The sequence below is a fragment of the Variovorax sp. GW823-FHT02B07 genome, from assembly GCF_058797695.1.
Genome location: NZ_JBXAJX010000002.1, coordinates 786,741 through 804,356, shown reverse-complemented (window position 1 = coordinate 804,356; position 17,616 = coordinate 786,741). Strand labels below are relative to the sequence as shown.

The 17,616-nt window shown below is 68.4% G+C and carries 18 protein-coding genes; 14 read left to right on the top strand and 4 right to left on the bottom strand.

Annotation, left to right across the window (positions count from 1 at the left end; all coding sequences use genetic code 11):
• Positions 1-51: 51 nt before the first annotated feature.
• The gene (locus AC1RGU_RS14905) at positions 52-1,392 is read right to left on the bottom strand and encodes a UDP-glucose dehydrogenase family protein (protein WP_492696700.1); all 1,341 of its coding nucleotides are present in this window, start codon (positions 1,390-1,392) and stop codon (positions 52-54) included.
• A 96-nt stretch (positions 1,393-1,488) separates the two neighbouring features.
• Between AC1RGU_RS14905 and AC1RGU_RS14900 the strand changes: the two genes are divergently transcribed.
• Genes AC1RGU_RS14900 through AC1RGU_RS14885 form a run of 4 tightly spaced genes read left to right on the top strand, consistent with a single transcriptional unit; the run spans position 1,489 to position 5,411 of the window.
• On the top strand, positions 1,489-2,520 hold the full coding sequence (locus AC1RGU_RS14900) for a glycosyltransferase family 2 protein (protein ID WP_492696699.1): 1,032 nt from the start codon (positions 1,489-1,491) through the stop codon (positions 2,518-2,520).
• Positions 2,517-3,518 carry a hypothetical protein gene (locus AC1RGU_RS14895; protein ID WP_492696698.1) on the top strand — a complete coding sequence of 334 codons (1,002 nt, stop codon included), beginning with the start codon at positions 2,517-2,519 and terminating at the stop codon, positions 3,516-3,518. Before AC1RGU_RS14900 ends, AC1RGU_RS14895 begins: the two co-directional genes overlap by 4 nt.
• The gene (locus AC1RGU_RS14890; protein ID WP_492696697.1) at positions 3,508-4,269 is read left to right on the top strand and encodes a hypothetical protein; all 762 of its coding nucleotides are present in this window, start codon (positions 3,508-3,510) and stop codon (positions 4,267-4,269) included. The genes AC1RGU_RS14895 and AC1RGU_RS14890 overlap by 11 nt, the downstream gene beginning before the upstream one ends.
• Before the next feature lie 8 nt (positions 4,270-4,277).
• The gene (locus AC1RGU_RS14885) at positions 4,278-5,411 is read left to right on the top strand and encodes a glycosyltransferase family protein (protein WP_492696696.1); all 1,134 of its coding nucleotides are present in this window, start codon (positions 4,278-4,280) and stop codon (positions 5,409-5,411) included.
• A gap of 69 nt (positions 5,412-5,480) precedes the next feature.
• On the opposite strand, the gene AC1RGU_RS14880 is transcribed toward AC1RGU_RS14885, so the two are convergent.
• Positions 5,481-6,422 carry a DMT family transporter gene (locus AC1RGU_RS14880; RefSeq protein WP_492696695.1) on the bottom strand — a complete coding sequence of 314 codons (942 nt, stop codon included), beginning with the start codon at positions 6,420-6,422 and terminating at the stop codon, positions 5,481-5,483.
• Between the two features lie 136 nt (positions 6,423-6,558).
• On the opposite strand from AC1RGU_RS14880, the gene AC1RGU_RS14875 reads away from it, so the two are divergent.
• From AC1RGU_RS14875 to AC1RGU_RS14850, 6 genes are all read left to right on the top strand, one after another.
• Positions 6,559-7,155: a TetR/AcrR family transcriptional regulator gene (locus AC1RGU_RS14875; protein WP_492696694.1), complete on the top strand. Its 597-nt coding sequence runs from the start codon at positions 6,559-6,561 to the stop codon at positions 7,153-7,155.
• Between the two features lie 331 nt (positions 7,156-7,486).
• On the top strand, positions 7,487-8,449 hold the full coding sequence (locus AC1RGU_RS14870) for a homocysteine S-methyltransferase family protein (protein WP_492696693.1): 963 nt from the start codon (positions 7,487-7,489) through the stop codon (positions 8,447-8,449).
• Positions 8,450-8,816: 367 nt separating this feature from the next.
• The gene (locus AC1RGU_RS14865; protein WP_492696692.1) at positions 8,817-9,866 is read left to right on the top strand and encodes an SAM-dependent methyltransferase; all 1,050 of its coding nucleotides are present in this window, start codon (positions 8,817-8,819) and stop codon (positions 9,864-9,866) included.
• On the top strand, positions 9,866-10,657 hold the full coding sequence (locus AC1RGU_RS14860) for a DUF1295 domain-containing protein (protein WP_492697093.1): 792 nt from the start codon (positions 9,866-9,868) through the stop codon (positions 10,655-10,657). The genes AC1RGU_RS14865 and AC1RGU_RS14860 overlap by 1 nt, the downstream gene beginning before the upstream one ends.
• Entirely contained in the window at positions 10,654-11,274 is a 621-nt protein-coding gene (locus tag AC1RGU_RS14855; RefSeq protein WP_492696691.1) for a DUF6134 family protein, read from the top strand. Before AC1RGU_RS14860 ends, AC1RGU_RS14855 begins: the two co-directional genes overlap by 4 nt.
• On the top strand, positions 11,271-11,702 hold the full coding sequence (locus AC1RGU_RS14850) for a DUF2177 family protein (protein ID WP_492696690.1): 432 nt from the start codon (positions 11,271-11,273) through the stop codon (positions 11,700-11,702). Before AC1RGU_RS14855 ends, AC1RGU_RS14850 begins: the two co-directional genes overlap by 4 nt.
• Here the strand turns inward: AC1RGU_RS14850 and AC1RGU_RS14845 are convergent.
• Together AC1RGU_RS14845 and AC1RGU_RS14840 are read right to left on the bottom strand one after the other, a co-directional pair.
• On the bottom strand, positions 11,665-12,321 hold the full coding sequence (locus tag AC1RGU_RS14845; RefSeq protein ID WP_492696689.1) for a ChrR family anti-sigma-E factor: 657 nt from the start codon (positions 12,319-12,321) through the stop codon (positions 11,665-11,667). The genes AC1RGU_RS14850 and AC1RGU_RS14845 overlap by 38 nt on opposite strands.
• A 2-nt stretch (positions 12,322-12,323) precedes the next feature.
• Complete coding sequence (locus tag AC1RGU_RS14840; protein ID WP_492696688.1) at positions 12,324-12,908, bottom strand: sigma-70 family RNA polymerase sigma factor; 585 nt, start codon at positions 12,906-12,908, stop codon at positions 12,324-12,326.
• 180 nt (positions 12,909-13,088) lie between these two features.
• Between AC1RGU_RS14840 and AC1RGU_RS14835 the strand changes: the two genes are divergently transcribed.
• From AC1RGU_RS14835 to AC1RGU_RS14820, 4 genes are all read left to right on the top strand, one after another.
• The gene (locus tag AC1RGU_RS14835) at positions 13,089-14,474 is read left to right on the top strand and encodes an NAD(P)/FAD-dependent oxidoreductase (protein WP_492696687.1); all 1,386 of its coding nucleotides are present in this window, start codon (positions 13,089-13,091) and stop codon (positions 14,472-14,474) included.
• Positions 14,471-15,259, top strand: a complete 789-nt coding sequence (locus AC1RGU_RS14830) for a DUF1365 domain-containing protein (RefSeq protein ID WP_492696686.1) — start codon at positions 14,471-14,473, stop codon at positions 15,257-15,259. Before AC1RGU_RS14835 ends, AC1RGU_RS14830 begins: the two co-directional genes overlap by 4 nt.
• Positions 15,256-16,482 carry a class I SAM-dependent methyltransferase gene (locus AC1RGU_RS14825; protein WP_492696685.1) on the top strand — a complete coding sequence of 409 codons (1,227 nt, stop codon included), beginning with the start codon at positions 15,256-15,258 and terminating at the stop codon, positions 16,480-16,482. Before AC1RGU_RS14830 ends, AC1RGU_RS14825 begins: the two co-directional genes overlap by 4 nt.
• Before the next feature lie 647 nt (positions 16,483-17,129).
• Positions 17,130-17,489 (top strand): hypothetical protein, encoded by a 360-nt coding sequence (locus tag AC1RGU_RS14820; protein WP_159271265.1) that lies wholly within the window; start codon positions 17,130-17,132, stop codon positions 17,487-17,489.
• Positions 17,490-17,616: the final 127 nt, after the last annotated feature.

The following is a 17,616-nucleotide window of genomic DNA, read 5'->3' as shown; positions in this document are numbered from 1 at the left end:
TTCAATGGATCAAAAGCCGGTGAGTGACCGGCATGCGCTGCTGACGACGATTCAGCGCCGCACTGACCGGCCGCGCCCGATGCCGTAGTACGCGATGCCGGCGGCTTCGACTTCGGCGGCGTCGTAGAGGTTGCGGCCGTCGAAGATCGCGGGCGCCTTCAATGTGCTGGCGATGCGCGCCAGGTCGGGGCGGCGGAACACGGGCCATTCGGTCACGAGCGCCAGCACGTCGGCGCCCTGCAATGCGTCTTCGGGCGTGTCGCACCAGCGCACGTCGCCGCGCTCGCCGACGATGGCGCGCGCGTTCGGCATCGCCGCCGGGTCGTGCACCTGCACGTGCGCGCCCGCCGCCCACAGGCGCTCCAGCAGCACGAGGCTCGGCGCATCGCGCATGTCGTCGGTGTCGGGCTTGAAGGCCAGGCCCCAGAGCGCGATGGTCTTGTTCGCGATGCGGCCTTCGAAGTGATGCGTCATCAGGTCGAAGAGGCGCCCCTTCTGCTCGTGGTTCGCGGTCTCGACGGCCGCGAGGATGCGCAGCGGCTGCCCCTCGCGATCGGCGGCATGCCGCAGCGCTCGCACGTCCTTCGCCAGGCACGAGCCACCATAGCCTGCACCCGCTTGCAGGAAGTCGGGGCCGATGCGCCGGTCCGAGCCGATGCCGCGGCGCACCATCTCGATGTCGGCGCCCGCATGCTCGGCCACGCGCGCCATCTCGTTCATGAAGCTGATGCGGGTCGCGAGCATCGCGTTGGCGGCGTACTTGGTGAGCTCGGCGGAGCGCCGGTCCATCACCAGCAGCTGCTTCGCCGGGTCGCGCACGAAGGGTTCGTAGAGCCGTGTCAGTAGGTCGATGGCCGCGGGGTCGGTCGCACCGATCACCACACGGTCGGGCTGGCGGCAATCGCGCACGGCCGAGCCCTCGCGCAGGAACTCGGGGTTCACGGCCACCGCGACGCGATGTGCCGCACCGCGCTGCGAAAGCGCCGCGCGCAGCACGGCCTCGACCTGCTCCGCGGTGCCGACCGGTGCGGTGGACTTGCAGACGACCACGGCATCGCGGTCCCGGTGCTGCCCGATGCTGCGGGCCACGGCCATCACATGCCGCAGGTCGACATCGCCTTGCGCGTCGGCCGGCGTGTTGACCACGATGAAGAGCACGTCGCCATGCAGGCTCGCCGCGCGCTCGTCGGCCGTGAAGCGCAGCTTCCCCGTCGAGAGGCCTGCGGCCACCAGCGCCTCCAGCCCCGGCTCGTGCAGCGGCATCCGACCCTGCTGCAGCCCCTCGATGCGGCCGGCATCGGCGTCCGCGCACAGCACCTCGTGCCCCGCTTCGGCCATGCAGGCGGCGAAGCTGAGGCCCACATAACCGGCGCCGAAGATGGCGAGCCTCATGCGCAGCGCCCTCCCCCAAGGCACTGGCAGCGGCGGCGGTTGTGAGATAAAAGCAGGATGCAAGCCTTCAAAACAATGTCCCGACAGGAAAATTCGATGATGCCCGATCACGTTGCCGCGCGTTGCGCGCTGGTCCTGGAGACCAACAACCTGCGCGGCGGAGCGGATGCCGAAGCCGCCGCGAGCACCAGCCTGCAGCGACTGGTCGCCCTGTTGGCGAAGCAGCAGTTGCCGCTGACGACCCTGGCCCAGGTGGTCATCACGCACGACGGCCTGAGCGCCGCATCGTGCGAGGCCGTCACGGCGCTGGCGGGCCGCCCCATCGATTTCGTGCGCATCGATGCCGCCACCGGCTACTACGACGCCAAGAACGTCGGCTTCGCGGCCACCGATGCGGCGCGCTGCGACCACGTGGTATTCGCCGATGCCGATTGCCTGCCCGACGACGACTGGCTGCTGCAGATGCTCACGCCCTTCACGCGCGGCGCCGATGCGCCCGCGGTGGTGGCCGGCCGTACGAGCTACGCGGCCAACATCGTGGGCACCGCGCTCACGACCATCGACTTCATGTACTTCCCCAACGCCGACCACGCGGGCGCGACGAGCAACTTCTACGCGAACAACGTGGCCTTTCGCCGCGACGTGTTCGAGCAGCACAGCTACCAGGCGCTCGACGGCGTGTACCGCGCGCACTGCCAGGTGCTGGGCATGCGGCTGAAGGCGGCCAACGTTCCCATCCACTACGCGGCCGCGGCCCACACCGAGCACCGCCTGCCCGACACGCGCGCCGAAGCGCTCAAGCTGCGCTGGATGCGCGGGCAGGACACGTATTCGCTCACGCCGCACCTCCTGCGCAGCTATGTGTCGGCGCGCTGGCAGTGGCTCGCGAAGAGCGGGCCGATCGGGCCGCTGTGCGTGCTGTTCACGCGGCTGGGCTTCAGCGTGCGCGCGCTCAACCACCAGGACCTGCCGCCCCTGCGCGGCCTGCGCTGGCTCGCGGGCGTGGCGCTGATCGTGGGCTTCTCGGCCATCGACATGCTGGGCGCCTTCGCGCGCGGCATCGGCCTGCACACGACGGGCCGCACGAACGCGGATGCACAGGCGCTTTCCTACCATCGCCCGACATGAACAAGAAAAACATCCTCATCGGCCTTCTCGTGCTGGCCGGTGCATGCGCCGCGGCGGGCGCCGCCGACTTCACCGGGCGCGGCGTCTTCAACTTCAAGTCCGACAGCGGCTGCCCCTTCTCCGCCCTCGCAGGCCCTGCGAACGAGTGCAACCGCCTCGCGCTCGACGATGCCGACACGCGCGTCACACTCGACAGCGCAGCGCACACTCTGCGCTTTGCGAACCCACGCACCTACGGCCAGAAGACCGTCGTGGGCGATGTACTGCTGCAAGGCTCCGGCCAGTCGCGCCACAGTGGCCAGCGCGTGCCGTTGACCTTCCATGCGCTGCTGAGCCGCTCGGGCAACGACTGGTCGGTGAGCAGCCATGCGCACTCGCCCGTCGGCGGCGAGTTCAGCGACATCCGCATCGACCCGTACCAGGTCGTGGTGATCGAAGGCGGCGCTGAGCGCGTGGTGCTCACGCCGGCGCAGATCGCCGAGACGCTCGCCAGGCCTTCGATCGCCGCGCGGCTCGCCAACGAATTCGTGCAGGTGCGGGACAACCGCAAAGGCGGCGCCACCGATGCGGACATCACCGTCGGCCTGGGGTTGAGCCGCGCCTCCAAGTCGGTGGCGCGCGCGCATTTCCACGCGCCGGGGGCCAAGGGCAGCGAGCTGTCCGAAGCGATGCGGCAAGGCGACTGGTCGCTCGAGCTGCAGGCGTTGAGCGGACAGATTCCGCGCCAGGTGGTGCAGCGCGACCTGTTTCTCTATGGCCTCGAATCGCAATCGCTGCTGCTGCCGCTGATGCAGCGTGGCTTCCACAAGAACGAGAAGCTGGTGCTCGGTGCCGCGGGCGGCAAGGGCTACGTGCGCTACGACGGCCAGCAGCGCGAGTTCGCCGGTGCCGATGCATCGGCGCGCGCCTTCCTCCAAGGCAGTTTCATCGGCCTCGTGCTCGGTTGGCAGCAACTGCAGCCGCAGACCCCGGTGGCCAAAAAACCCGATGGACGCTGACACCGCCCCGGCGAACGCGGCATTCGACTGCCTCGCACCGCCGCAACTGCGTGGCTGGCCGGCGCTGCAGGCCCGGCTGGTGCATCACATCAAGCGCGCCGCCTTGCGCCAGATGCATGCGAGCCGCGCCGGCGAAGTGATGTTGCTGCGCCTGTATCTGGTCGGCGAGGAATCGTCCGAGCAGGCGCTGCAGCGCGAGCTGCGCACCAGTGCGCCCGAATGGCTTACACGCCAGCTCGACCAGCACCTGGCCGACGAGCAACTGCATGCGCGGCTTTTCGCCGACGCCATCGTCGCGCGCGGCGGCACGGCGCAGGCGGCCGCATCACCGGAAGCGGCGCCGCAGCCCGACTGGCTGAGCCAACGCAAGCTCGCGCGCTGGCAGCGCCTCATCCAGCGCCATGCACCGCACTTCGCGCACGGTGGCCTCGTGCCGGCGTATGCGATCGGCCTCGCCGCCGAGCAGATGGCCTCGCGCATCCTGCAGCGCCACTGCGCGCTGATCGGCCCGCGGCATGCGCTGCACCCGCTGCTCACGCGCGTGCTGGCCGACGAAGACCGCCACATCCGCCTGTGCAGCCACACGCTGCAGCGCTGCGTGGCGCCGCACGAAGAAGCAAGGCTCGCACAGCTGATGCGCGAGGTGCGCGACACCGAGCGCGGCTTCGGCATCACCGGCGCGCTGGGCATGTACCTCGCGGGCGTGGCCTTGCGCCTGCGCCCCGGCCGTGCGCGGCCGGTGGCGGCCTGAGTCCGTCGATGCCGCCGCGCATCGTCTACCTCGCGACTGCGGACGCGCGCGGCCACCTGATGCGCGCGCAGCTGCTCACGCATTCGCTGCGCGCCGCGGGCGCGAACGTGCAGGTGCTCACCACCTCCGATGAAGGCGCGCGTTTTCTTGCCGGCTTCGGCATCGAGGCGCCGGTGCTCTCGCGCCATTACGCGGTGCAGTTCGACCGCGAGCAGAACATGCTGCGCCGCGAAACCGACCGCAACGTGGCGCACTACGTGTTCCGCCCGGAGCGCATGCTGCGCGACATCCTTCGGCTGCGCGCGTGGTTCCGCGATGCGGACCTGGTGGTGAACGACTCCTTCCACCCCGCGCTGCTGTTCATGGGGTGGATGCCGGTCTGGCGGCGCAAGGTGGTGCATGTGTACGGCGCGAGCCTGCGGCATGCGCTGCAGACCAACTTCAGCGGGCGCATGCCGGCGTGGATGGCGAATAGCTTCGGCCGCATCGTCGCGTGGCAGATCGACCGCAGCCGCGCGCGCATCGCGCACGATTTCGCCTACGGCGAGCCGCAGGCCGACGGACGCTGCGGTCACCGGCTCGCTACGCCGGTGGCCGTAGTGGGCGCCGACACGGACTCGCACGACGACTTCGCGCCGCAGGCCGCCGTGTACCTCAACCCGCATTTCAAGGAAGCCGCACTGGCCGACGGCCTGGAGCGCGGGCTGGCCGAGGCGCGCGCGCCGGCGCACCTCGTCGGCGAAGGCTATGCACAGCGCGCGGGCTGGCACGCGCAGGACGAGCACTGGATCGAGCGGGCCGCGCGCAGCGCCTTCATCGTCTCGGCGCCCGGCATGGCGGCGCTGTCGGTCGCGGCGGTGTACCGCAAGCCGATCCTGCTGCTCCTGACCGACCAACCCGAGCAGGCGATCAATGCGCAGCGCGCCGCGCAAATGGGCCTGCACCATCGCATCGTGGTGTGGCAGGGCCGCACCGAGGATTTCGCGCGGGCCGTGACGACGGCTGCCCACGAACTGATCGCGCTGGCCGACGACGGCAGCGGTCCGCAAGCGGCGCAGAAAGGCCGCGAGGCCGCCATGACCCGACTGCAGCACTGGACGGTGCTGCTCCACGGCCTCGCGGCTGCGCCGCCTGTTCGATGAATGAAGCACGGAGGCAGCTGCGCCCCTCGATGCAGAAACGCCTCGACGGAAATTGTCGGGTTCAGGGACTCAATGTCCTCTGGATTCAACGGGGGATGAGGATCGACGTTGCTGTATCAGCATCGCCGTCATGCCGCCTGTGACGATGACAAGCCCCGCAATGGCTGTGGCGCTGGGCCGCTCGTCAAGAACCAGCAGGGCCAGCAGCGTCGCTGCGCCGGGAACGAGTGCAGCGAACGTGGCACCGACAGCTGCGCCCAGAATCTGCACCGACTTGCTGAAAAAGAACAAGGCCACCGTGGAGACCATGACCCCCTGATAGAACGCCTGCACGCCGATGTCGCCCAGCGGCGCTTGCAACAGGTGCAGCCCGCGCGTCGCGAGGTAGGCGGGCAGGTAGATGATCATCGAGAACACCGAAACGATGGCGGTGGCGTGCAGCGCCGATGCAGAGAACTGCTTGGACGAGACCGTGTAGATGGCCCACAGCAGCCCGCCCAGCAGGAAGATCAGGTAGGCCCACGGCGAGGAGCGGACGGCGCTGAAATTGTGGAAGCCGACCAACGCGACCCCGAGGATGATCAGCGCAATGCCCGCCGTCTCCCTGCGCGAGAGCCTGGCGCCGAGTCCCCAGGCACTGATGAGCGCCGAGAACAGGATCATGCTGCCAGGCGTGACCACGGCGAACTGCTCCACCGGCGCCATGCCCAGGCCGAAGGCGACCACCAGCATGTAGGGCGCGCCAATGCCGGCGGTCATGAGCGCGATGGATGTCCAGCGCAGCCCCATGAGGCCTCGTTGCACGAGAAACGGCAGCAGCATCACGCCCGAGACCGTGTACCGGATGCAGGTGATGTCGTAGACGTCCAGTGCCGTGTGAGTCAGCCCGAAGCGAGTCACGACCGGAAAGGCGCCCCAGATCAGGGCCGAAGCGAGTCCGAACAGCACACCCACCCATCGACGATCGATGCCGAGCTGGGAAACTGGCGGTGAGGCAGAAAGCCGAGTCATCGATTGGGGTTCCTTCAGAACGATGGAAGTTTCTTGCCTGGCGCCGCGGGCATCGCCTGCGTGGCGGACGGACTATCATTGACAGTATTGTCAAGTTTGACGCTGTTGTCAAAAATAGAAAGCGCGAGGATTTCTCATGGCAGGAGTCAGGCAGTTCGATGAGGCCAAGGTGCTGGACGCGGTGCTGGACGTGTTCTGGCAAAAAGGCTGGCGGGCCACGTCCATGGCCGATCTGGCAGAGGCCGCCGATGTGCAGCGCGGGTCGCTCTATCACGCCTATGGCGGCAAGGAGGAGCTGTTCTTGCTGGCCTTCGAGGCGTACGCCACCAGGTTTCTGGACAACGCGCGCACAGCCCTCGACAAACCCCGTGCAGAGACGGCGTTGCGCGCCTTCTTCAAGGTCGCGATCGCCAACATGACGCAGGGCGTACCGCCTCGGGGCTGTCTCACCACGAAGACGGCAACGGAGGTCGATGGTGCAGGCCCGCGCATCCAGGAGCGGCTGCGTCAGTTGCTCGACGAGCTCCAGGGCGTCGTCTCAGCCGCCATGTCGAAGGGGGATATGTCGACACAGCTGTCGCTGTCCCCCAAGGAAACCGCGCAGGTTGTCATCACATTCACCCGAGGCCTGGCAGTGATGGAGCGGGTTTATCAGAACGCGCCGTCTCTTCATCGGATGGCCGACGCGGTGATCAAGGCCTTGGTTCCGAATGTGAAGCGCCGAACGAGCTGACGCCGTTGCACGGAGCCGCCGGGTGCGGGCGTCGACCGGAAAGGCTCAGCGGTTCGAGCATCGCCTGACTCCGCGCGAACAAACGGTCATGCGCTGGATGGCTGCCGGAAAGCGACCGGCGGAAGCCTGCATCCAGCATGGGCCTTTCCGAACGCAACATCGAGAATCACCTGCGGCGTGTCCGCCGACGACAGCCGAAGCCTGAAGGGGGAAAAGGCGCGCCGCTGGCCAGGCACTTGGCCCGCGAGGCGCTCACTGTCATCATCCGCTTCGCGGGCCCGGCGCCTTGGCGGCTGCGGCCATTCGGACACCCGAATGAGAGGAGTCAGCGATGGCAACCTACAGGAGCGCATTGCCGCAGCTCGGCGATGATTTCTTCATGACCGACGGCGGCATCGAGACCACCCTGATCTTTCTGGAGGGGCAGGAACTTCCCGACTTTGCCGCCTTTCACCTGCTCCGGACGCCGGAAGGCGAAAGAGTGCTGCGGAAGTATTTCCGGACCTACGCGGCGCTGGCCAGAAGCTTCGACGTCGGGCTGATTCTGGAAACGGCAACCTGGCGGTCCAATCCAGACTGGGGGAACAGGCTGGGCTACGGCCCCGAGGAGCTCGCGGCGGTCGACCGGCAGCTGGTGGGTCTGCTGGAGGACATCCGCGATGCCTACCAGACCCGCCGGACGCCGATCGTCATCAGCGGATGCCTTGGACCTCGCGGCGACGGCTATGTCCCTGACCGTGCCATGTCGGTGCGCGAAGCGCAGGACTACCATCGTGCGCAGGTCGAGACCTTCGCCGGCACCGCGGCCGACCTGGTGACCGCCATCACCATGAACTACGTCGAAGAGGCGTCGGGGATCGCGCTGGCCGCGAAGCAGGCGAACATGCCCGTCGTCATTTCCTTCACGGTGGAGACCGATGGCAGGCTGCCGACGGGGCAGTCCCTGGCGGACGCCATCCAGCAGGTGGACGGCGCCACCGCGGGTTATCCGGCCTACTTCATGATCAACTGCGCCCACCCCAGCCACTTCCAGCAGGTGGTGCATGGCGACGCGCCGTGGGCTGGGCGGATTCGCGGTCTGCGCGCGAACGCCTCCAGGATGAGCCATGCCGAGTTGAACGAGGCGCCCGAATTGGATGCGGGCGACCCGGTGGAGTTGGGGCATGCCTATGCCGCGCTCAAGATGCACCGGTTGAAGCGCCTCAATGTCATGGGCGGCTGCTGCGGCACCGACGACCGCCACGTCAAACAGCTTGCAATGGCCTGCCTGCCCTTGTTCCGGGGCGTGGTCTAGCCGTTCACCCAGGGTTTGCACCTGCCCGCCCATCCGGCGATTCAGACGGCCCTTGCGTCTCCGATCCGGATCGTCGGCCGGTCGCGCCACGCGCCGATGCATCAAGCCTCGTGAAATCAACGTCAGCGCGGGCTCAGCCCCCTCTTGATGCTGGGAGCCGTGTGCACAGCTACGTCCGCTTCGCAGCTCTTGCGGTGCATGTCCAGTTTGTCCAGAGATAGTGGGCCTGGCCTGTAGCGCCGCCAAGTGTCCGACCGCCGTACTTCGCACCGTCGCCTCAGTCCCCATGCGCTGAAGCCGACGAACAGTGATCCATTGCGGCCGGCCTGGCGTAGGAAGAAGAGACTCTCCTCCTGCCCCCACCGCCATGCCCCAAGCCTCGAGCACCTCCACTGCCATCCATTGGGTTGAACAAGGCCTGGTGCCCGACGGCGCCGTTCGGCTGGGCGTGCGGCGGCTGCTGCGCCAGCGCCTGGTCGAGCTGGACAGCGGCGACCCGGAAGCCGTCGCCCTGCGTTCGGAGGCATTTTTCGACGGACTGCAGGAGGCACCGTTGGCCCTGCTGCCCGAAAAAGCCAACGAGCAGCACTACGAGTTGCCCGCCGAGTTCTTCACAGGCGTGCTGGGCCCCCACCGGAAGTACAGCTGCTGCTGGTGGCCTGAAGGAGTGCAGACGCTCGAGCAGGCCGAGGCGGCGGCACTGGCCGAGACCTGCGCCCGCGCCGGCCTGGAAGACGGGCTGCGCATTCTGGAGCTGGGCTGCGGCTGGGGCTCGCTGAGCCTGTGGATGGCCGAACACTTCCCACGCTCCCGCATCACGGCGGTCTCCAATTCGCACTCGCAGCGGCTGTTCATTACGGCCGAGGCCGCCACACGCGGCCTGGACAACCTCGAGGTGATCACCTGCGACTTCAATGATTTCGAGACCGGCGAGCGCTTCGACCGGGTGGTGTCGGTGGAGATGTTCGAGCACCTGCGCAACTGGCCGCGCGCCTTTTCGCACGTGGCCCGCTGGTTGAAACCGCAGGGGCGGTTCTTCATGCACGTCTTCGTTCACCGCGAAGCGCCCTACCCGTTCGAGGAGCGCGATGCCAGCGACTGGATGAGCCGCCACTTTTTCTCCGGCGGCATGATGCCGAGCGACGATCTTGCCCTGCGCTGCCAGGACGACTTGCGCCTGCTGCACCGCTGGCGCTGGGATGGCCGCCACTACGCGCAGACCTCGGCCGCCTGGCTGGCGCGCATGGACGCCCGGCGGGTCACCCTCATGCCCCTGCTGGCCGCCGTCTACGGAGAGCGCGACGCGCCGGTGTGGTGGACCCGCTGGCGGCTCTTCTTCATTTCGGTGGAAGAGCTGTTCGGCTACGCCGAGGGCGGCCAGTGGTGGGTCGGTCACTACCTGTTCGAGAAACGGTGATGCTGTCGCTCGCATGCCTGGGTCTGGCGATCGCCCTCGGCCTGGCGTTGCCGGTCTGGGTGTTCAGCGTCGTGGTGCGCGACGCCAGCCTGGCGGACCGGATCTGGCCCCTGATGATCGCGGCGCCGGCCCTGGCCTACGCCGGTGCCCATGCCCACGCGCTAGACGCCCGCAGCGTCTGGATGCTCGGGCTGCTGCTGATATGGGCTTGCCGGCTGGCGCTGCACATCGGGCGTCGCAACTGGGGCCACGGCGAAGACCGCCGCTACCAAGCCATGCGTGCGCGCAACGAACCACACTTCGGCCTGAAAAGCCTTTACCTCGTGTTCGGGCTCCAGGCGGTGTTGGCATGGATCGTCGGTTGGCCGCTGCTGGCCGCGTTCGCGCACCCGTCGCCCCTGTCCTGGCTGGACGTGCTGGCCCTGCTGCTGGCCGGCGGCGGTGTGGTCTTCGAGGCCGTGGCCGATGCCCAGCTCGCCCGCTTCCTGCGCGGCCCGCGCCGCGAGGATGCGGTGATGGACCGCGGCCTCTGGGCTTGGTCGCGCCACCCCAACTACTTCGGAGAGGCCTGCGTTTGGTGGGGCCTCGGGTTGGCAGCGCTGTCAGCGGGCGGATGGGCGGCGGCGTGGTGCCTGGTGTCTCCGCTGCTGATGACCGTCCTGCTGCTCAAGGTGTCGGGCGTGGCGCTGCTGGAGCACGACATTGCCGAGCGCCGGCCCGCCTATCGCAGCTACGCGGCACGCACCAGTGCCTTCATCCCCTGGCCGCCGCGGCGCGGCGCCCGTCCATGAAGCACTGGGCCTTGGGGCTGATGCTGGCACTGGCGACCTGCCTGGCCGTGGCACAGGAAGGTGACGAGGAAGCGGGCGAATGGCACTTCACCGCCATGCTCGATAGCAAGCCGATCGGGACCCATCGCTTTGTCGTCGGCGGCACGGCGGCGACGCGCAGCGTCGACAGTCGTGCCCTGTTCACCGTGCGCATGCTCGGCATCCCGGTCTACCGCTACCGGCACCAGGCCGAGGAGCGCTGGGCCGGAGACTGCCTGCGTGAGCTGCGCGCCGAGACCGACGACGACGGCACCCGCCAGCAGATCGCGCAGCGCTTCGACGGCGACTGCCCGATGAGCTTTGCCTACTGGAATCCCCGGTTGGTGAAACAACAGCGCCTGATCGATCCCCAAACGGGCAAGGTCGAGCCGGTCCGCTTCGAGCCGCTGCCCGATGCGACCCTCGAGGTCCGCGGTCAGCCCGTGCGGGCGCGCGGCTGGCGACTGCAGGCGGCGCAGCAGCGCATCCGCATCTGGTATGCCGCCGACAGCGGACGCTGGATCGGGCTCGACGCTGACACCAAGGGCGATCGCCAACTGAGCTACCGACTGACCTCTCCTGCACGGAGCACCCCATGAAGCCATCCCCGCGTACCTTGCTCGCTGCCTACCTGTGGGCGCTCGTGTGTTTTCTGGTGCTGGACGCCGTCTGGCTGTCGGTCATGGGACCGCGCCTGTACCAGCCCGCGCTCGGTGCGCTGATGGCGCCGCAGGTGGACTGGACGGCGGCGGCGCTGTTCTATGCGCTCTACCTGGTCGGCCTGGTCGTCTTGGCGATCGCGCCGGCACTGGAGGCTGGCGAGCCCGCCGTGGCGTTGCGTCGCGGCGCGCTGCTCGGGCTCGTGGCCTACGCGACCTATGACCTGACGAACCAGGCCACGCTGCGCGACTGGCCCTGGGTCGTCACGGCCGCTGACCTGGCATGGGGCACGGCCGTGAGCGGCGTGTCGGCGTGGGTCGCGGCGCGCCTCACATCCCGACCAGCGCGCCGAAGAAGCGTGCAATAGCCCCGTCGAAGCGCAGCCGGCCGTCCAGCGAGGCGAGGCAGATGCACTCGCTGCCGTCCTGGACCACCGGCTGGTGGTTGATCTCGGCATCGGCCGCATCGAAATCGCCGGGGCCGAACAAGGCCCGGCCATCGTGGAAGCGGCCGTGCAGCACCTGGGTGAACTCCTGCCCCTGGTGCGTGTGCTGCGGCAGGTACTTGCCGGCCGCGATGCGCAGAAGAAAGACGTTGGCCTCCGGGGCCTCGGGCACGGTCACACGGCTCCAGCGCATGCCGGGGCCGATCCAGCGCCAGGGCGTGGCACTGCAATGAGCGAGCGCGCGCGGCCAGCGCGCACCGGGCGGCAGCGGTGGGGGCGCGCTGACCCGCACGGGGGCGGGTTCAGCGCCTTCGTGCGCATCGATCCGGGCCCAGGTGCGCGACAGCGCGTCATCGGCAAGCGGGACCGCTTCCAGGTCATCGAGCAGGATGCCGCCCACGGCATCGAGTGCGCGCGCGCGCTCGCGGCACAGCGGGCACAGTTCCAGGTGGCTGGCCAGGACCAGTCGCATGCCAGCCGGCAAGTGGCCGGAGGATCCGGCCAGCAGCAGGTCGTCGTCGGGGTGGTGTCGGATGTCCATCGTCAATGTTCCAGCAGGCGGCGCAGTTGGGCGACCGCCAGGCGCACGCGCGACTTCACCGTGCCCAGCGGAATGCACAGCTGGGCCGCGATGCGGGCATGCGGCGCGTCTTCAAAATAGGAAAGGTGCAGCACCTGCTGCTGCTCGGGCGGAAGCTGGCGCAGCGCGCCGCGCAGCCGTTCGTTCAGGCGCGCGTCGTGCAGCTGGTCTTCGACAGCCGGCTCATCCGACAGGAGCAGGTCGAAGTCGACTGCGTCTTCAGACGACTGCACACCCTGGCGCCGCCGCAGCGCGTCCACGCGCAGGTTCCGCGCGATGGCGAAGATCCAGGTCGTGGCGGCCGCCCGGGCCGGATCGAACAGCGCGGCCTTGCGCCAGACGGTGACCAGGGCTTCCTGGGCCAGCTCCTCGGCCTGGATGGCCGGGCTGCCGCTGTGCATCAGGTAGTGCTTGATGCGCGGCGCGAAATGCGAGAACAGCTGCGCGAACGCGTCCCGGTCCTGTCGCTGCGCCACAGCCACCATCGCCTGGGCCCAGAGATCGTCGGCGCGGGGAGACGGCTGGGAATCGGGGGAGACAACGGTCAAGATGGACGCTCGGCGACTGCGGGGCACCGGAGTGCCCGCACTGGGGTTGGACGGATCGGGAGCAACGGCCATGTCCTGTCATACGCAAAGGAGCGGCATTCGGATCATCGCAGCGACACGCGGGCAATCCAAATGGCCGTTTTCTGCGTACAGGGCAGCAAGACTCGCCAAAGGCTCCCCATGCTGCCCCTTCTCGCCCCGCCTGTCGCCTTGCCGATGCCTGCTTCGGTGCCCGGCGGCCAGCGCATCGCCGTCGTCGGCACCGGCATCTCGGGCCTGTCCTGCGCCTGGCTGCTGTCCCAGCGCCACGAGGTCACGGTGTTCGAGAGCGAGCCTCGGCTGGGCGGCCACAGCCATACCGTGGACGCGCCAGGCCGGGAAGGCCCGGTGCCGGTGGACACCGGCTTCATCGTCTACAACGAGCCCGCGTACCCGAACCTCACCGCGTTGTTCCAGCACCTGGCCGTGCCGACCGCGGCCTCGGACATGTCGTTCGCAGTGAGCCTGGACGCTGGCGGGCTCGAATACGCCGGCACCGACCTGCGCGGCTTGTTCGCGCAAAAGCGCAACCTGGCGCGCCCCCGCTTCTGGGCCATGCTGCGCGACCTGCTGCGGTTCTACCGCGAGGCGCCGCGCGATGCGCAGCTCGCAGGCGACCAGGCGCTCGACGACTACCTGGATGCCCACGGCTATGGCCGCGCGTTTCGCGACGACCATCTCTACCCCATGGCTGCGGCCATCTGGTCCACGCCAGCGGCGCAGGTGGGTCGCTATCCGGTTGCCGCCTTTGTGCGGTTCTGCGAGAACCATGGGCTTCTGCAGATCAGCGGCCGCCCCATCTGGCGCACCGTGGTGGGCGGCAGCCGCGAATACGTACAGCGCCTCAGCCAGCCTATCGCCGACCGCATCCAGCTGGACCAGGCCGTGCTCGAACTGCATCGCGAGCCGGCGGGTGTGCGGCTTCGCACCAGCGCTGGCTGGTGGCCCGAACGCTTCGACCAGGTGGTCCTGGCCACCCATGCGGACCGCTCGCTGGCGCTGCTTGACGCGCCCACCGGTGCCGAGCGTGCCCTGCTCGGTGCCCTGCCCTACAGCCGCAACCTGGCCGTGCTGCACCGCGACCCGGCCCTGATGCCGGCGCGGCGCGCCGTGTGGTCGAGCTGGAACTACCTCGGCACGCGCGGCAGCGGGGCGGCCCCGACGGTGACCTACTGGATGAACCGCCTGCAGCCCCACCTGCCGCAGGGCGCGGCGGCCGAGCCGCTGTTCCTGACCCTGAACCCGGCGATCGACCCACGGCCCGAGCACCTGATCCGCACCGAGGTCTACGACCACCCGCTGTTCGATGCCGCGGCCATGGCCGCGCAGCGCCAGCTGTGGCAGCTGCAGGGCCAGCGCCGCACCTGGTTCTGCGGCGCCTACTTCGGCGCCGGCTTCCACGAGGACGGATTGCAGGCCGGCCTGGCCGTCGCCGAAGCGCTCGGCGGCGTGCGCCGGCCCTGGCGCGTGGCGCAGGAGTCCGGACGCATCCACCTGCCGCAAGGCGCACAGACCGTCGCATCATGAATGCGCACGGAGGCTCGGCACTCTACATCGGGCGCGTCATGCACCAGCGGCTGCGGCCGAAGCGGCACCGGCTGAGCTACCGGGTCTACAACCTGCTGATCGACATCGACGAACTGCCGCAGTTGCACGCCCGGTTGCGCTGCTTCTCGGTGGACCGGTTCAACCTGTTCAGCTTCCATGCCGCCGACCATGGCGACGGCTCGGGCCGCGACCTGCGGGCCCAGGTGGAGGAGCGGCTGCGCGAGGCCGGCCTTCCGACCGGCGGCGCGATCCGGCTGCTGACCATGCCGCGGCTGCTCGGCCATGTGTTCAACCCGCTCAGCGTCTGGTTCTGCCATGCACCCGGCGGCGCGCTGCAGGCGCTGCTGTACGAGGTCAACAACACCTTCGGGCAGCGGCACAGCTACCTGATCCCCGTCGCTGACGACGGCGCGCCCATCGTCGAGCAGCACTGCGACAAGCAGATGTACGTCTCCCCCTTCAACGGCATGGACCTGCACTACCGCTTTCGCATCGCACCGCCGGGCGAGGCGGTCTCGGTCGGCATCAGCGTGCACGACGCGGCTGGCGCCGTGCTCAACGCGCGGCTCGACGGCCAACGCGCCCCCCTGAGCGACCTGGCGCTGCTGCGCGTGTTCATCACGCATCCGTTGCTGACCCTCAAGGTGGTGGCCGCCATCCACTGGCAGGCCCTGCGCCTGTGGATCAAGCGCGTGCCGCTGCATCCGCGACCGGCTGCCCCCGACCACGACCTCACCATCGTTCCTTCGAACAAGACCCCATGAGCCTGACCACACCTTCCGCACCCGCGCTCGATGCCGCGCCGGTCTTCTCGCCGCTGCGCCGGCTGCTGGCCCGCACGCGTTTCGGCCGGCTGTCCTTGAGCCTTCCGGGCGGCCGGTGCATCGAGGTGGCCGGCCGCGAACCCGGGCCGCACGCGAGCCTGCGCCTGCTGAGCTGGCGCCCTCTGCTGCGCCTGGCGCTGCAAGGCGATCTGGGCCTGGCCCTGTCGTTCCGCGATGGCGAGTGGGAAAGTCCGGACCTGCTGGCCTTGTTCGAATTCGGCCTGGCCAACGAGTCGGCCTGGGGATCGCTGCTCAAGGGGCGCGGGCTGGCGCGCTGGGCGGCGCGGCTGCGGCACCTGACCCACGGCAACAGCCGGCGCGGAAGCCGGCACAACATCGCGTTCCACTATGACCTGGGCAACGCGTTCTACCGGCACTGGCTGGACGACAGCATGCTGTACTCGAGCGCGATGTTCAACGATGCCAACGACGACACGCTGGAAGCCGCCCAGGCGCGCCGCCTCGCTGCCATCGCCGACATGCTCGACACCCCGCAAGGGGGCGACGTGCTCGAGATCGGCTGCGGCTGGGGAACGCTGGCCGCGAGCCTGGCCCGCCGGCACGAAGCGCGCATCACCGGCGTCACGCTGTCGAGCGAGCAACTGGCCTTCGCCCGCGAACGCGCGCAGGACTGGGGCGTGGCCGACCGGGTCGACCTGCGGCTGCAGGACTACCGCGACGTGCAGGGCCGGTTCGACCGCATCGTGTCCATCGAGATGATCGAGGCCGTCGGCGAGGCCTACTGGCCCACCTACTTCGCCACCTTGCGCGAGCGCCTCAAGCCCGGTGGCGTGGTGGTGCTGCAGGCGATCACGATCGCCGATGCGCAGTTCGACAGCTACCGCCAGGGGACCGATTTCATCCAGCACTGCATCTTTCCCGGCGGCATGCTGCCCAGTCCACGCGTGCTGCGGGAACAGGCGCAACGCGCAGGGTTGGTGATCGAGGCTTCCCGCTGCTTCGGCAAGGACTACGCGCGAACCCTGGCAGAGTGGCGTCGCCGGTTCCTCGCCGCCTGGCCGCAGATCGAGCCACTCGGCTTCGACGCCGCGTTCAAGCGCTTGTGGACCTACTACCTCTCCTACTGCGAGGCCGGCTTCCGCGCGGGGCTCGTCGACGTCGGCCTCTACCGGTTGCGCGTGGCTGAAGCCGCACCCGGCTGATCAGCCCGCGCCGCGCTCTTCCTTCCTCTTGGCAGGGTGACCCGCCGCGGTACTACCTGATTCAGCGGGAAAGAAGTGAGCCTGGTGGAATTCTGCACGCCCTACCGCTGCCGCAGTTCGGGTGACCGCCGGGGACGCCAAATTCATGCTTGTGACACGAGCGGGAGAAGTTGAACACCCAGTTATCTGCTGTTGAGAGCGCGCCGAAAGCGGTAGAAGCGTGCTGGGCGCAATCCGGCAGCTCATCCTTGCGAGGGGCTGCTATGCAACGATTTCCGCCGCCGGACTCGGGGCCGCCCATGTCTGCTTTAAGGACGATCCCGGCAGGCAAGCCCGTAGAACGGCCTGTCGTAGACCGCATTGGAACTCCCTTTGACCTGAAATTCCCTATGCGATCGCAGCAACTGCCGCCTGCTCGCTCGGCAATGCACAACTCGATGCACTGAGCGCTCGCGGCGGCGCGCCGATGATCCCGGCCATCGTCGCCGGCTTGAGCCGAAAGCTGGAGAAAAGTCGTTTCGTCCCCCACAGCTCGCGAAGATTGTTGCGGGATTCATGGCCGCATATCCGACCCGGGCAGCCGGAATTCGGATGCATCAACCATTGCGCATGAGAAGCTCGGTGAGCTTCATCACTTTGAGAGTGCAATGGTCAAAAAGACAACTGAACAGAAAGCTGCAGAGGCGCTTCGTTACATCGCTGCCAGTGGAGCGGCCAATGCGGTTGAGCTCGAGCCCTTCTTGACTGATCCCAATCAGGCCATACGCGCCGTGGCGGCCATGAACCCGGATGCAGACGAAGAGATCCTGGATCGTTTTGCGAATGACAAGTTCTGGGGCGTCCGCATGGAAGTGGTGCGCAATGCCAATGTCAGCCAGGCCACGTTGCGCAGGCTGCTGGAGTCCGACACGCGCAAACGCGGCGTGGTGCACCACGCCGCGCGCGAGAAGCTGGAAGAGCGCGGTGTCGCATTTGGTGCTGATGGCATGCCGGAAGACGCGGCGTAGAGAACGAAGTCGCATTTCCTGAGCGTCATTTGATCGGGTCGCTTTCGATCTCGATCACTGCAGCCGGCGTTCGTGAGGGGTCCTGTTATTGGCGCTCCGGCCTCTTGTTTCGGACGAGCAGTGCCAT

Excerpts from the sequence above, each read along its gene's own strand:
- AC1RGU_RS14905 (WP_492696700.1), bottom strand. The coding sequence starts at position 1,392 with ATGAGGCTCGCCATCTTCGGCGCCGGTTATGTGGGCCTCAGCTTCGCC.
- AC1RGU_RS14900 (WP_492696699.1), top strand. The coding sequence starts at position 1,489 with ATGATGCCCGATCACGTTGCCGCGCGTTGCGCGCTGGTCCTGGAGACC.
- AC1RGU_RS14895 (WP_492696698.1), top strand. The coding sequence starts at position 2,517 with ATGAACAAGAAAAACATCCTCATCGGCCTTCTCGTGCTGGCCGGTGCA.
- AC1RGU_RS14890 (WP_492696697.1), top strand. The coding sequence starts at position 3,508 with ATGGACGCTGACACCGCCCCGGCGAACGCGGCATTCGACTGCCTCGCA.
- AC1RGU_RS14885 (WP_492696696.1), top strand. The coding sequence starts at position 4,278 with ATGCCGCCGCGCATCGTCTACCTCGCGACTGCGGACGCGCGCGGCCAC.
- AC1RGU_RS14880 (WP_492696695.1), bottom strand. The coding sequence starts at position 6,422 with ATGACTCGGCTTTCTGCCTCACCGCCAGTTTCCCAGCTCGGCATCGAT.
- AC1RGU_RS14875 (WP_492696694.1), top strand. The coding sequence starts at position 6,559 with ATGGCAGGAGTCAGGCAGTTCGATGAGGCCAAGGTGCTGGACGCGGTG.
- AC1RGU_RS14870 (WP_492696693.1), top strand. The coding sequence starts at position 7,487 with ATGGCAACCTACAGGAGCGCATTGCCGCAGCTCGGCGATGATTTCTTC.
- AC1RGU_RS14865 (WP_492696692.1), top strand. The coding sequence starts at position 8,817 with ATGCCCCAAGCCTCGAGCACCTCCACTGCCATCCATTGGGTTGAACAA.
- AC1RGU_RS14860 (WP_492697093.1), top strand. The coding sequence starts at position 9,866 with ATGCTGTCGCTCGCATGCCTGGGTCTGGCGATCGCCCTCGGCCTGGCG.
- AC1RGU_RS14855 (WP_492696691.1), top strand. The coding sequence starts at position 10,654 with ATGAAGCACTGGGCCTTGGGGCTGATGCTGGCACTGGCGACCTGCCTG.
- AC1RGU_RS14850 (WP_492696690.1), top strand. The coding sequence starts at position 11,271 with ATGAAGCCATCCCCGCGTACCTTGCTCGCTGCCTACCTGTGGGCGCTC.
- AC1RGU_RS14845 (WP_492696689.1), bottom strand. The coding sequence starts at position 12,321 with ATGGACATCCGACACCACCCCGACGACGACCTGCTGCTGGCCGGATCC.
- AC1RGU_RS14835 (WP_492696687.1), top strand. The coding sequence starts at position 13,089 with ATGCTGCCCCTTCTCGCCCCGCCTGTCGCCTTGCCGATGCCTGCTTCG.
- AC1RGU_RS14830 (WP_492696686.1), top strand. The coding sequence starts at position 14,471 with ATGAATGCGCACGGAGGCTCGGCACTCTACATCGGGCGCGTCATGCAC.
- AC1RGU_RS14825 (WP_492696685.1), top strand. The coding sequence starts at position 15,256 with ATGAGCCTGACCACACCTTCCGCACCCGCGCTCGATGCCGCGCCGGTC.
- AC1RGU_RS14820 (WP_159271265.1), top strand. The coding sequence starts at position 17,130 with ATGGTCAAAAAGACAACTGAACAGAAAGCTGCAGAGGCGCTTCGTTAC.